Annotated in this window: 11 protein-coding genes and 2 tRNA genes; 8 read left to right on the forward strand and 5 right to left on the reverse strand. The window is 37.8% G+C overall.

The window, feature by feature from the left end; translation table 11 throughout:
- Position 1 precedes the first annotated feature (1 nt).
- Positions 2–77 (reverse strand) — tRNA-Glu (locus tag ACYQ03_RS09740).
- 242 nt (positions 78–319) lie between these two features.
- Between ACYQ03_RS09740 and ACYQ03_RS09745 the strand changes: the two genes are divergently transcribed.
- From ACYQ03_RS09745 to ACYQ03_RS09770, 6 genes are all read left to right on the forward strand, one after another.
- Positions 320–3,733, forward strand: a complete 3,414-nt coding sequence (locus ACYQ03_RS09745) for a PAS domain-containing hybrid sensor histidine kinase/response regulator (RefSeq protein ID WP_459909563.1) — start codon at positions 320–322, stop codon at positions 3,731–3,733.
- Positions 3,734–3,936: 203 nt separating this feature from the next.
- A complete protein-coding gene (locus ACYQ03_RS09750; RefSeq protein ID WP_459909565.1) occupies positions 3,937–5,013 on the forward strand; it encodes a branched-chain amino acid aminotransferase in 1,077 nt (358 codons plus the stop codon).
- A gap of 189 nt (positions 5,014–5,202) precedes the next feature.
- A complete protein-coding gene (locus tag ACYQ03_RS09755; RefSeq protein WP_459909567.1) occupies positions 5,203–5,397 on the forward strand; it encodes a hypothetical protein in 195 nt (64 codons plus the stop codon).
- 96 nt (positions 5,398–5,493) lie between these two features.
- The gene (locus ACYQ03_RS09760; protein WP_459909569.1) at positions 5,494–5,826 is read left to right on the forward strand and encodes a metal-sensitive transcriptional regulator; all 333 of its coding nucleotides are present in this window, start codon (positions 5,494–5,496) and stop codon (positions 5,824–5,826) included.
- A gap of 18 nt (positions 5,827–5,844) precedes the next feature.
- Complete coding sequence (locus ACYQ03_RS09765) at positions 5,845–8,232, forward strand: heavy metal translocating P-type ATPase (protein ID WP_459909571.1); 2,388 nt, start codon at positions 5,845–5,847, stop codon at positions 8,230–8,232.
- Between the two features lie 14 nt (positions 8,233–8,246).
- Positions 8,247–8,447 carry a CopZ family metallochaperone gene (locus tag ACYQ03_RS09770; protein WP_459909573.1) on the forward strand — a complete coding sequence of 67 codons (201 nt, stop codon included), beginning with the start codon at positions 8,247–8,249 and terminating at the stop codon, positions 8,445–8,447.
- A 226-nt stretch (positions 8,448–8,673) separates the two neighbouring features.
- On the opposite strand, the gene ACYQ03_RS09775 is transcribed toward ACYQ03_RS09770, so the two are convergent.
- Positions 8,674–8,750 (reverse strand) — tRNA-Pro (locus ACYQ03_RS09775).
- A 294-nt stretch (positions 8,751–9,044) separates the two neighbouring features.
- Here ACYQ03_RS09775 and ACYQ03_RS09780 point away from each other — a divergent pair.
- Positions 9,045–10,199, forward strand: a complete 1,155-nt coding sequence (locus ACYQ03_RS09780; RefSeq protein WP_459909575.1) for an alkaline phosphatase family protein — start codon at positions 9,045–9,047, stop codon at positions 10,197–10,199.
- 74 nt (positions 10,200–10,273) lie between these two features.
- On the opposite strand, the gene ACYQ03_RS09785 is transcribed toward ACYQ03_RS09780, so the two are convergent.
- From ACYQ03_RS09785 to ACYQ03_RS09795, 3 genes are all read right to left on the reverse strand, one after another.
- Positions 10,274–10,930: a response regulator gene (locus ACYQ03_RS09785; protein WP_459909577.1), complete on the reverse strand. Its 657-nt coding sequence runs from the start codon at positions 10,928–10,930 to the stop codon at positions 10,274–10,276.
- Positions 10,931–11,051: 121 nt separating this feature from the next.
- Positions 11,052–12,191 carry a sensor histidine kinase gene (locus tag ACYQ03_RS09790; protein WP_459909579.1) on the reverse strand — a complete coding sequence of 380 codons (1,140 nt, stop codon included), beginning with the start codon at positions 12,189–12,191 and terminating at the stop codon, positions 11,052–11,054.
- Between the two features lie 220 nt (positions 12,192–12,411).
- Positions 12,412–12,549 carry a hypothetical protein gene (locus ACYQ03_RS09795; RefSeq protein ID WP_459909581.1) on the reverse strand — a complete coding sequence of 46 codons (138 nt, stop codon included), beginning with the start codon at positions 12,547–12,549 and terminating at the stop codon, positions 12,412–12,414.
- Between the two features lie 227 nt (positions 12,550–12,776).
- On the opposite strand from ACYQ03_RS09795, the gene ACYQ03_RS09800 reads away from it, so the two are divergent.
- Entirely contained in the window at positions 12,777–13,616 is an 840-nt protein-coding gene (locus tag ACYQ03_RS09800) for a DnaD domain-containing protein (protein ID WP_459909583.1), read from the forward strand.
- Positions 13,617–13,627 lie beyond the last annotated feature (11 nt).

The raw sequence follows: 13,627 nt of genomic DNA on the forward strand, positions 1-13,627 counted from the left end.
ATGGTGACCCCTACGGGATTCGAACCCGTGTTACCGCCGTGAAAGGGCGGTGTCTTAGACCACTTGACCAAGGGGCCATACAATATTGTGTAGCAACGAAACCTATTATAACAAAACATAATGAAGCAGGCAAGCAGTTTTTGTAACAATTTTTGCAAAAAGGAACCAAAGGAAACCATTCTTCACTTTCCTAGATATATAACAAAAAGTAATACGAAAATTTAATGATTTTGTAAGATTTAAGTTAAGTAAAAACAAGATAAATTTGATATGATCCTTGATGAAACCATTGATCTAAAAGTCGGTAGGAGGTAGTGGCGTGAGAGAAAAACTGGTTGAATTACTCGCCCACAAAGAAGACCAAATTATTCAACACTTAATAAATTACGCAAAATTAAGCGGGTTTACCAGATATAGTTCAACACGCCTAGGAGACTGGCGGCTTTCGGTACATGAAATAATTGATGCATTGTCTTATTACTTGAAGAATTACGATGTTAAACAGATCCATGCAGAAGAACTATTTGCTGAGGACCCAGTGACTAGTTTTGGCATAGAAAGTGCTAAACTGCACCGAGCCAGGGGTATTACACTAAAAATGTTTTTAGGGCTATTTAAATATTATCGTCGGGCCTACATGGATGTGATTTGGGAAAGTAAACTGACAACAGCGGAAAAGTTTAAAGCCTCAGAGATGTTGAATACCTTCTTCGACCGTTTTGAAATTGGTTTTTGCAGTGAGTGGGTTGGTGAAGGACCAGAGTCTCGATTAATAGAGTTACAGACAATTAATCGAAAGTTAACCAATGAGAAAAATAAATTAAGAACTATTTTCGAAAGCATGACAGAGTGTGTTTTCGTAGTAGATTATGATATGAAAATTATCGAAATAAATACAGCTGCTGCAAAGTATTTTGATGTGCATCCCGAGGATATCATGGGTAAGATGTGTTCTCAAATAATGGGCTGCAACTGTGATTTTAAAAAGTGTCATTTATATCAAGCCATGAAAAGTGGCGCTTCATATAAAGATGTCAAAATGGAGATTAGGACAAACAATGGACTCAGACGAATTCTTACCAGTGGTTCTTTTCTGCATGATATCAGTGGTAAATATGCAGGTGGAGTGCAGGTTTTTGTAGATATTACAGAACGTAGTTTAATGGAACAGAATCTAAGACTTCACATGCATGCTAATAATAGTTCCATAGAATCGGTAAGTATTTTTGATGTGGCCGGGAATTTAATATATGCCAACCCTGCCGCTGTAAACTTGTTAACTAATAAACATGATCAATTATTAGGATTGGGCATTGAGGAAGTTTACAACGGTGGTGAAAAAGTACTATTATCTTTAGTCCGGGGTGATTCCTGGAAAGGAGAAATATATCAAGGGGGTAAGATCCTAAGTGTTCATGCCAATCCGATTCGGTTACCCAAAGGAAATATAATAGGTTTTTATGTGGCTGCTAATGATATTACTTTTGATAAAGCTACTCAATTAAAACTTCAGCAAGCTAAGGAAGAAACTGAAAGAGAAGCTGCCAAACTGAGGGCAATTATTTCTATAATGAATGCTTCTATTGTCTTGGCTGATGCTAAAGGGGTCATTACAGAGGTAAATGAACAATGCCTATTAATGTCTGGGCTGACCCGGGAAGATATTATTGGCAGGAAATTAGAAGAACTGCATAATGGAGAAATACAAGAAAAGGTTCAGCATATTATAGCACAGTATAGTCGCTACCAATACCACACTCCCATTTCCATAACCAGAAGGTTAGGTGAAAAGGATGTTATTATGAATATTCAGCCTGTATATCGTGATAAAAATTACGACGGTGTGTTATTGATGGTGGTGGATGTAACCGAAGTGGTCAAAGCCAAGAGACAAGCTGAACTGGCCTTACGGGAGGCGGAAAAGGCTAACGAAGCGAAATCTCAATTTTTAGCAAATATGAGTCATGAGATCAGAACTCCTATGAATGGCATCCTTGGTTTTGCAGAGGTATTACTTCAGCATAACCTTAGTCCTCAGCAACATGAAAGTATTAAGATTATTCAGCAGTGTGGGGAGCAGTTAATGGAGCTTATTAATGACATTTTAGATCTTTCAAAAATTGAATCAGGTAAGTTAGTTATTGAAGAAACAAATTTTAGTTTGCGTAAACTAATTTACGAGGCTGTTAATGTGATTGAATCTAGATTACAGGCTAGAGATATAGAAATAAAAATAAATATTGCACCAAATCTCCATGATCATTATAAGGGGGATGCCACCAGAATAAGGCAAGTTTTATATAACCTTATATCCAACGCTGCAAAATTTACTCACCAGGGTTATGTGAAGATTTCCGTAGACGCAGAAATGCTAATGGGTTTTGAAAACCGAATTAAATTAAATTTTAGTGTTGAGGATACTGGTATTGGAGTACCACAGGAAAAGCTGGACTTAATATTCGAGGCATTCACCCAGGCAGATGGGTCCACTACTCGAAAATATGGTGGGACTGGTCTTGGATTAACAATTTGTAAGAGTCTGACCAAACTAATGGGCGGAGAACTTAGTGTGAAAAGTGAAGTAAATACTGGATCAGTTTTTTCCTTCTATATTCCGGTGCAAAGGATTGAAATAACAGAAAAGGAGAGTCCGCTGAAACAAAAAAGAACTCAAAAGAAAAAGGGAACGGTGCTAGTAGTTGAAGATGATAGTAACACCAGGCAATTGATCAATGATTATTTAGAAAAGGCGGGTTATGTTGTTATTGGCACAGAACAAGGTAAAGAGGCAATAACATTGGCCAAAATATATCGGCCTTGTGTTATTATTCTTGATATCCTGTTACCAGATCTAACAGGATGGGAAGTTTTGCAAAGAATTCAAACCTTTGAAGATACGAGACAAATTCCCATAGTTATATGTTCTGTCATGCCAGAAAAGGAAAGAGCATTTTCCTTAGGGGCTGATGAATTTATCGAAAAACCTATCTCAGATAAAAATTTAATCTCCCGTTTAGAAAAGGTTATCTCGAGACAGAGAAATGAGGATATTCATATTGTAGAAAACATTAGCATATTATTAGTGGAAGACAATCCCTTTAATCAATATTTAGTGGGTCATATATTGGCAGATAACTATAAGTTAACGGTGGTTGAGAATGGGCTTTTGGCCCTAAAAATGTTAGAACAGCAAGAGTTTGATTTGATATTGATGGATATGCAAATGCCGATTATGGATGGCTATGAAGCGACCTGTCTTATTCGAAAACAGGATAAATATAAAGATTTACCAATTATTGCCCTTACCGCCCATGCGATGAAAGGAGATTATGAAAAATGCATTTCTGCGGGGTGTAACGGTTATTTGGCAAAACCAGTAAAACGAGATGAACTTATTAATACGATAAAACAACATCTTTTTTTACCTGAAGATGCAGGAAAAAAGGCTAGAATATGTGATAAAGGAATCGAATCTCTAATTCCTTGGTATTTACAAGACCTGGGAGAGGAAATGGAGAAACTAAGGAATGCTACTGAGATCAATGATTTTCCTACCCTTCGCTATATAGGGCACGGCCTAAAGGGCTCAGGGGGGGCCTATGGTTTTCCAGAATTCTCAATCAGTGGGGCAGCTATTGAGAAGGCTGCCATAAATGAAGATGGGGTTTTGTTAAAAGAACTGGTTGATCAACTGCGAGAAGTTTATAAAAGGATACTGGAAGAGGAGCTATAAGGCAATCTTGGGTATACTTGCGTTATATCTGAAAATGTATATAATGAAGAAGTGTCGCTAGCTACTTAAAAAAGTAGTTTTGCGACACTTTCTTGCTTTGTGAAAAATTTAATTAGTCCATGTTTAAAGGATAGTTGCCCCCACAGGAAGAATGGTTTAATATAATTAATATATTGGTTGGTTAAAACGGGAGAGTGAACAAGATGAAAATTGCCTTAGAGGAACTAGGGGAAAAGGAATTAAAACCTCTTTATGAAGACGAATCTAAACTGGTATTTGGTAGCATATTTACTGATCGTATGTTTACCATGCATTATGCAAATAAGGAATGGAATGAATCCCGTATTGAAAGATATAGGTCATTTAATCTTGACCCATCTTCTTGCGTTTTCCACTATTCCCAAGAAATTTTTGAGGGTTTGAAAGCATATGCTGCCGAGGATGGTAGAATCCTTCTATTTAGGCCCGATCAAAACGCTAAAAGGATGAATCGTTCTGCGGAGCGTTTAGTTATGCCCACCATACCAGAAGAGGATATCATTCAGGCTATTACTGAACTGGTATTGGCAGAAAAAAGGTGGCTTCCCAAGCAACCGGGGACGTCTCTGTATATCCGACCCACTATGATTGCAACGGAAGCATTTCTAGGAGTTCATCCATCCTCAGAGTATATTTTTTATATTATCATAAGTCCCGTTGGGGCCTATTATAAGGGTGGGTTTAAACCAATTAAACTTTATGTTGAAGACATATTTGTAAGATCCAATATTGGTGGTGTTGGTGACGTTAAAACCGGTGGTAATTATGCTGCCAGTTTAATGGCGGGCCACAAAGCTCAACAAAAGGGATTCTCTCAGGTGTTATGGTTGGACGGCCGTGAGCGGAAATATGTAGAGGAAGTCGGGGCCATGAATATGTTTTTTGTTTATGGCAATAAGTTGGTAACCCCTATGTTAACTGGTTCTATTTTACCTGGAATTACCCGCGCTTCTGTACTAGAGCTTGCTAAATACTTAGGTTTAGAAACTGAAGAAAGATTAATAAGCATTGACGAAGTGATCGAGGGTATTAACTCAGGTACTATTACTGAAGCCTTTGGTTCTGGTACAGCTGCTGTAATTTCTCCAGTAGGTTCTCTATATTATAAAGAAAAGGACTATTTCATCAACAATGAGCAAGTTGGGCCTGTCACTCAAAGGCTTTATGATAAACTGGTGAATATTCAATATGGTAGAGAGAAAGATCCCTTTGGTTGGGTTAGGGAAATTGGCAGATATTAAAATACAAGCTAAAAAGTATAAATTAAAAATACTTAAAAAAGAAGGCTTCGGCCTTCTTTTTTATATAACAAAAAATTTTTAAAGAATTATATAAATTTAATCAATAAAAAAGGATTATGCTTGTGAAATGTAGAATTTGTGTAATAAAATGACGTTGATAATTTTTTGACAGAAATGGAGGTCATTTGTATGCACAAACTGCATGAATTACTATGTGAAAACGAGGACATGCTCATGTGTTTTTTGAATTATCTTCAATTAAATAAAAAAATGTCTGAAGATGAAGTAAATGCCTTCCTATTCCTCTATGAGGAACAAAAGAAAGAAGTTAAAACGGACAAAAGAAAATATAAAAGCCTTAAAGAATTACAATATATTAAGTAAGCACTGCACCGGATAATCCGGTGTTATTTTTTTTATTATCATACATTGACGAATAGGGTAGGGGGGTATACTATAATAGAAAGGGTGGTGATACAAATGGATACCGAGGAACAAGTAAAATGTTCAAATTGTCAGGAAAAACTAAATAATAGTAAGCTTAGTCATCATGATGAAAAAACAATCAAAGAACTTGTAAATAGAATTAATCGTATAGAGGGCCAATTACGCGGTATTAAAGGGATGATAGAAAGACATGCTTATTGTGATGAAATATTAAATCAGATATCTTCGGCCAACTCAGCTTTGCACGGAGTAGCAAAATTGTTATTGGAGAAGCATATGAAATCCTGCATCAAGGAGCAGCTTCAGGCGGGTGATGAAAAAGTAGTCGATGAAGTACTAAAAACAATCTTTAAGATGATGAGATAGTTAGGTGGTGAGATAGAAATGGAACCCAAATTAAGTAATTGTAATTTTCCAGTGTCCGGTATGACTTGTGCCGCTTGTTCTGCCCGGGTAGAGCGAGGGTTGAAAAAAGTACCCGGTATCTTAGACGCCAATGTTAATCTGGCCTTAGAGAAGGCTACAGTTTCCTACGATGCTAACAATTCCAAAGTTGCAGATATTATCCAAAAGGTACGGGATCTTGGTTACGATGTGCCGGTTGAGACAGTTGATTTGGCTATATCTGGCATGACCTGTGCTGCTTGTTCTGCCAGAGTAGAGAAAAAACTAAATTCTTTACCAGGTGTCCAAGAGGCAACAGTCAATCTTGCCACTGGTAAGGCAAGAGTCAAATATATTTTAGGTTTAACTCAGGTAAATGATATACGCAAAACAATAGAAAATCTTGGTTATGGAGCACAAAAGATCAGTGAGGCTTCTCAAGATATGGAGGGAACAGAACGCCAAAGGGAAATTCGTAAACAAATCTTTAAATTTGCTTTGGCTACGATTTTATCCCTGCCATTGGCTTGGATGATGGTAGCCGAGGTGCTAGGCTGGCATCAGTATATGATTAATCCTTGGATTCAACTGGCTTTAGCAACACCTGTACAGTTTTATGCCGGTTGGCAATTTTATCGAGGTGCTTATCACGCTTTGAAAACTGGTGGTGCCAATATGGATGTATTGGTTGCATTGGGTACATCGGTAGCCTATATTTATAGCCTAGTCGCTATATTGATGGACTGGTATCCCCTGTATTTTGAATCTGCTGCCATTGTCATTACTCTTATATTATTAGGAAAGTTACTAGAGGCTGTGGCCAAAGGAAAAACTTCAGAAGCTATTAAAAAATTAATGGGTTTGCAACCTAAGACTGCCCGGGTAGTACGGGAAGGGGTGGAAATAGATACACCCATTGATGAAGTCGAGGTAGGGGATATAATCTTAGTTCGACCCGGTGAAAGAATTCCAGTGGATGGTGTGGTGATCCAGGGGTTATCCAGTGTTGATGAATCCATGTTAACCGGTGAAAGTATACCTGTGGAAAAGGGACCTAACGACGATGTTGTGGGTGCATCGGTAAATAAACAAGGTAGTTTTACCTTCCGTGCCACTAAGGTTGGTAAAGATACTACCCTAGCACAGATTATTCGTATGGTAGAAGCAGCCCAGGGCTCAAAGGCACCCATTCAAAGATTGGCTGATAGGGTTTCTGGTATATTTGTACCAGTGGTGGTTATCATTGCAGTATTAACTTTTTTGGGTTGGTATTTTACCGGGGCCAGTGTTACTGAGGCACTTATCCACATGACTACGGTGTTAGTAATAGCCTGTCCTTGTGCCTTGGGTCTGGCGACTCCTACCGCCATCATGGTGGGTACTGGGGTTGGTGCGGAAAAAGGAATATTAATTAAGGGTGGGGAGCACCTAGAAAGGGCTGGTCGATTGGATACTATTGTACTGGATAAAACCGGTACCATTACCAAAGGTGAGCCCTCTGTAACAAATTTGTTTGTGTTACCATCCTTTTCAGAGAATAAGGTTTTACAGGCAATTGCCTCGGGAGAGAAAAAATCTGAGCACCCCTTGGGACAAGCCATTATTAAGGAAGCGGTAGAACGAGAACTTTTGTTAATAGAAACAAGTGAATTTGCAGCTATTCCGGGTAAGGGAATCCGTTTTAAGTTGGGACAAGAGAGCTGGTATATCGGAAACGAAAATTTGGCCAAGTCATTAAACATAGATTTATTGCCTATTAAAACAGAAAAAAGCCGATGGGAAGAAGAGGGGAAGACCGTCATGCTTGCTATGGTGGGTGATACCCTAGCAGGATTAATAGCTGTAGCGGATACTATTAAGGACAATGCCAAAGAGGCCATTGTTGAATTAAAAGAAATGGGGCTGGAAGTTTATATGCTTACAGGAGACCAAAGACGTACAGCCGAGGCTATTGCTAGACAAGTTGGCATTGAACATGTAATTGCAGAGGTATTACCCGAGCATAAAGCCAAGGAGGTTGAAAACCTAAAGGATAAGGGGAAGGTTGTAGCTATGGTGGGAGATGGAATTAATGATGCACCGGCACTGGCCACTGCAGATGTGGGTATGGCCATCGGTACTGGCACTGATGTGGCCATTGAGAGTGCAGCCATTACTCTCATGCGTGGTGATTTACGCACAATTTCATCCGCTATAAGATTATCGAGGCAGACCTTACGAAAAATTAGGCAAAATCTTTTCTGGGCTTTCTTCTATAATCTCATTGGCATACCTCTCGCTATATTAGGTTTGTTTACTCCAGTAATGGCTGGGGCGGCGATGGCATTTAGTTCTGTATCTGTTGTAACAAATTCTTTGTTATTAAAGAGATATAATCCATCAGTTTGAAGGGGGGTGAACAAATGAGTCAGGTTTTGCTTAAGGTGGAAGGAATGAGTTGTGGTCATTGTAAGGCTGCTGTGGAAAAGGCTCTTAGGGCCCTTTCGGGAGTGGAAGATGTAAAGGTGGATTTAGAACAAAAAGAGGTTACAGTAACTGGGTCTGCACCAAAGGAAGAACTGTCTAAAGCCATTGAGGAGGCTGGATACGACGTAGTAGGTTAAATATAGTGAAGCTAAGCTGACGTCAAACCTGACGTCAGCTTAAATTTACTTATATATGGTTTACACATAATTCTTTTAAAAAATTGCCTTGGAGAACAGATGACAACTTATTGCAATGATTTATTTCAGCAAATAATAGGGCTAGTAGAATTACTAAGGTGATACAGACTCTAGGAATATAGAAAAAACTCTGAAGTCTCTAACTAAAGACTTCAGAGTTTCTTAATGGTCGGGATGACACGATTCGAACGTGCGACCCCCTGCTCCCAAGGCAGGTGCGCTACCAAGCTGCGCTACATCCCGATAAGTTCCGACTGACAAAAGCTATTTTAGCAAAAAAAATCATCCCTGGCAAGAGTTTTTTAATAAAATTATGTTATTAATGCTAATAAAGAAAAAGTCCAGCTATTGCTGGACGGGGAGAGATAGAACTCACCAAAGCAGAGTATTAGTAGTATAAACAATTTAAAATAAATTATACACTAAAATATGGAAAAACAGATAAACTTGTCAATAAACTTAGGAAAATAATGGTCATAACTTGGACAAAGCCTCTATATATTTTATATAAAATGTCGCCCAGAGGGGGTTTGGCCGGTGTATATAAAAAAAATCTGTATAATAGCTATGGCTATGCTGGCTTGTTTTATTTTTTCAACCAACACTATGGCTGAGGAAAAAGCAACTGAACAAAAGGCTGAAAATGAACCTAAGGTAACCAGTAAAATATTTATGGTTATTGTAGATGGTCTACAAGATGAAACATTGCAAAAGACATCTGCCCCAAATATTAACGGTTTAGCAACAACTGGGGTTAGAGCTTCTAAGGTAATATCCGTATTTCCTGAATCAAGGCAAGCTACAGTGGCTTCTATATTAACTGGTATGCTGCCAGATAATCACAAGTTTATGCAGGTAGGAGACGTATTGGATGGCAAGTCCATTCAAAGCTTTATGGAACAAAAGAAAATTAATACCTGTTTTTATGGTGCTGAGGGAGAGTTAAAACATTTGTTAGCAGATGGAGGGCATAATTGTAAAGGTCCCTTTAATAACAAGGATGAGCTGGTAATCAACAATTTATTAAGTGAGTGGACCGAGGAACAATCCTATATGAATATAATTTTATTGCCGGAGCTTCGAGCTGCCTTCGACAAATTCGGGGTTAACAGTAATGAATATAGAATGGCAGTTACCAAGACCGATGCCCAGGTTGGACGACTCTTAAAGAAACTGCATGATGAAGAACTTTACGACAGTTCCATGATTGTTCTAACAGGGACCCTGGGTGCGCCACCCCTTATTATGAAAGGTTTACCCTTTAAAAGTGGAGAAACGATACCACCGGTAAGTATCTGTGATATTACTCCCACCATCGGTTATTTAAACGGAGTAAAATTAGAAAAAAATGATGGGCTAGTGTTGTGGAATGCCTTTAATAAAGATGTGGGACAGTCCAGTGAATACTTACAAAACGAAAGAATTAAGGATCTCAGTTCTGCCAATACCCATTTGCAGGAAGAAATGATTCGACTACAGGAGGAAAAACTCCTTGTAAAATCTGAGCAGGAGATCATTGCTAAGGAAAAGGAAGATATTCAAAGGCAGATTGACGAAAGAGATCAGAAGATAGAATCTCTTAAAAATCGGATCAACCTATACCACATCATATCACTGGTCATTATAGGAGTGGTTGGAGTAGGCTATTTAGTGTTGTATAAATTCCTAAAAAAAAGGTTTTTGATGTTTTAATACTAAAAGGCCCGGAAAATTCCGGGCTATTTTTAACCAATTTTTGTATTTAGGTAATTAGGTATCTTTTACATTTATAAGTTAACTAGTTTTTCCTTAATGGCATAAAGGGCAGCCTGGGTCCGATCAACTACACCAATTTTTTGAAAGATATTGGTAAGGTGGTTTTTGACAGTTTTTTCACTAATATATAGAGTATTAGCAATGGCTTTATTGCTTTGGCCTTTGGCAACTTGCTTAAGAACCTCAATTTCCCTTTCTGTTAGGCTTTGGTGTTTTTTTTCAAGGTTACCCACCGAGGTAAGTCTAGTTAACTCAGCCAATACACGGGCTGTAAGGGATGGAGGGATAAAGGATTCACCTCGGGCAACTCCTAAAATCGTTTTAATTAGTTGGTCTGGGTTCACGTCCTTTAAAAGAAAACCTGAAATGCCGAATTTGATAAGTTCAAAGAAATAATCATCTTGATCGTGGATGGTTAGAGCAATGATATTTATATGGGATTTATTTTCCTTTATCAGACGACATGCTTCTATACCATTCATAATAGGCATATTTATATCCATTAAAACGATATCAACTGGATTTTTAGCACAGAATTCCACAGCTTGTTGACCGTTAGCTACTTCACCGACAACTATTATACTAGGTTCAATGGATAAAATTTTCCTTAAACCCTCTCTGATTAAGACATGGTCATCTGCAATAAGTATTTGAATAGGTGAATTCATGGTAAAATTTCCCTCCCTAGGCAATCCCTGTCGTATCAACCGCCCATTACCCTAAGTCACAAACCAGCAATGAAAATACAATGGGCCATGGGCTTAATATACTTCTAATAGGCCAAGTTTTTTAGTTTTCAAAAGGTAGATAGAAACTAATCTCTGTTCCTTTACCAGGAGTCGAGTTTAGAAATAGTCCACCTTTCAATAATTGTATCCGTTCCTTCATTCCCAGTAGTCCATAGCCACTTCCATTTTCCTGAGGTTTTGTATTGGCCGTATTAAAACCGTAACCATCGTCTTTAATAGATACGTTTATTCTATTGGAAATAAGCTCCATTTTTATAAAAACATGTTTAGCCTTTGCATGTTTCTTAATGTTTGTTAAGGCTTCTTGAATAATTCTAAAGACAGCCACTTCCAAAGAAGAATCAAAACGTTTTTCACTACCTATTAAGGTAAAGTCTACAATCAATTTGTTTTGAATTTTATAGTCCTCTAGATATCTTTTCAAAGCGGGAATCAGGCCGAGATCATCTAGTACCATTGGGCGGAGATCAAAAATAATTTTACGAGTTTCTTGGAGACTTTGGCGAACAAGTTGTTGCAATGAACCCAACTCATTGCCAACCATGCTGGGGTTTACCTCCAATAACTTTGAACAATATTCAGCCCTCATAACAATATTTGCCATGGATTGTGCTGGCCCGTCATGGATTTCCCGGGCTACTCTTTTTCTCTCTTCTTCCTGGGCTCGGATAATGGAAATACCTAACTGTTGTATATCGTATATATCCGTCAATTTTTCGCTTACTCCAGATAAATCATTGCTCAAAAATTGCAGTGCCACACCCACCTGAGATACTAATGTTTCTGCACGTTTTGCAGTATCTTTCATGCGTTTTAGAGATATTTCAAGATGATCTCGTTTAAAACGCAGAGTTTTTTCTTCTTCGCGAAGCATAACTAACTTCAACTGGGTTAATTGAGCCCTTTCATAAGCATTTTTTATATCTTCTTCATTGTAACTGCGAAAATCTTTACTGACATCCATAAGTCGGATCCTTGCTGTTCGTTCATCTAGTTCAAGCTTATTAACTTCGTTAATTATTTTGATTAATTGACCTTTTACTTCTTTTATTTCTTCTTCTACCCTTTGACATTCCATACGAGCAGTTTCTGCAATGCAGTAGATCTGTTCTTTGCTATGTTGTATAGTTGAAATAGTTTCTTTTATGATTTTATCTAATGCCTTAATGTCAGCAACCATAATGAGTCCTGCACTTTCTTTTGTGAGTTAAAATAATAAAATATTCGTGGAATAAAACTGATTATCCTGCCGATTATTCACAAATTTAGCTTAATACTTCCAGTGGAGAAGGTTAATAAATTCTGCTAATGGAACCATAAAAAAGCAAAGGCTTACGCCATACCTAAAGGGCACTGGAGACTCTTCTACCCTTTGGGGTATGGCGTAAGCCAAGTTTTTATTAAAAAATATCTATATAAAGGCCAATATCGTGATCTTCATTTTCTTGATACAAATGATCTAGGAGGTGGTTGATTAATTGCCTTTGTTCATCCTGAGGCAATGATCGAAAATGCTCAAATAAATAATCCGTGGACATAGTCTGCACCCCTGTTTTTAGTATATAATATCCTTTTGTTAGGCTTTTTATTTTGGGGGGGAATCTGCAGTTTGAAGAAAATCTTGCCTATTAGCTTAGTATGGAAGCTTAACGCTAATCCAAACGGATAAGCTAAGTTTTTAATTGACTTTGTCGAGAAACAAATGTGGACAAGATTATCAATCTTACCATAAAATATTGTAAGGGAGTATGAGGGGGTTGGGGGCATGTCACAAAATAATAGACGAGCTCTGAAAAAAGAATTTGATGCTACCAACATGACCGTTTATTTTGGTTCAGCTATTTTTTCAGGAGGAATAACGGGAATACCAAATTTGTTCCTTAAGTATTATCGAGATGTTGGCATTACAGATTCAGAAATGATGTTAGTAGTTCAATTGTTAAGGCTTCGTAATGAAGAAAACCTTTTAATGCCTAGCCTAGAGAAATTGGCCAGTTGTCTTTCGGCTGAACCAGTACAGGTTGAAAAACAAATCAAGGATCTGCTAGAAAAACGGGTAATCGGTATAACAAACTACTATATTGGGGAAGAAGGAGTAGTTAAACAAGGGTATGATTTTGAACCCCTTGTATTTGAACTATCCGAAGTATGGGCCCTTAATCAAAAGAAAGAGTTGGATAAGATCAGCGAAAAGATACATAGCCCAGTCATTAAGGACCAAAGTAATCAGGATCCGGGTTTTGTATTATCTTCTCGGGAGCAAGACCTATGTCATGCCTTTGAAAATGAATTTGGCAGACTTCTTTCGCCAATGGAGATTGAGCAAATTATCTCTTGGTTGGAAGATCACGAAGTGGAGTTAATATTAGAAGCATTGAGGCAAGCAGTTATAAGAGGAAAACATAATTTTAAATACATTGGTAGTATACTAAGAGAGTGGCATAAAAATAATATTAGGACAATTAATGAAGTTGAAAACTCTCAACGTCAGTTTGAACAAAATAGACAAAAACAGCAACTACCCAGGAAAACAGGGGTAGGTTCGGAGGTCAACAGTAGAGCAGACGCAAAGAAAAAAGCTTTAATGAGATCGATGTATAGTTAAAAAACGCCTAT

This window comes from Desulfotomaculum defluvii (genome assembly GCF_054657375.1).

Bases quoted from the DNA above. Each gene is read 5' to 3' on its own strand.
- ACYQ03_RS09750 (WP_459909565.1), top strand. From the start codon at position 3,937: ATGAAAATTGCCTTAGAGGAACTAGGGGAAAAGGAATTAAAACCTCTT.
- ACYQ03_RS09755 (WP_459909567.1), top strand. From the start codon at position 5,203: ATGCACAAACTGCATGAATTACTATGTGAAAACGAGGACATGCTCATG.
- ACYQ03_RS09760 (WP_459909569.1), top strand. From the start codon at position 5,494: ATGGATACCGAGGAACAAGTAAAATGTTCAAATTGTCAGGAAAAACTA.
- ACYQ03_RS09765 (WP_459909571.1), top strand. From the start codon at position 5,845: ATGGAACCCAAATTAAGTAATTGTAATTTTCCAGTGTCCGGTATGACT.
- ACYQ03_RS09770 (WP_459909573.1), top strand. From the start codon at position 8,247: ATGAGTCAGGTTTTGCTTAAGGTGGAAGGAATGAGTTGTGGTCATTGT.
- ACYQ03_RS09785 (WP_459909577.1), bottom strand. From the start codon at position 10,930: ATGAATTCACCTATTCAAATACTTATTGCAGATGACCATGTCTTAATC.
- ACYQ03_RS09790 (WP_459909579.1), bottom strand. From the start codon at position 12,191: ATGGTTGCTGACATTAAGGCATTAGATAAAATCATAAAAGAAACTATT.
- ACYQ03_RS09795 (WP_459909581.1), bottom strand. From the start codon at position 12,549: ATGTCCACGGATTATTTATTTGAGCATTTTCGATCATTGCCTCAGGAT.
- ACYQ03_RS09800 (WP_459909583.1), top strand. From the start codon at position 12,777: ATGTCACAAAATAATAGACGAGCTCTGAAAAAAGAATTTGATGCTACC.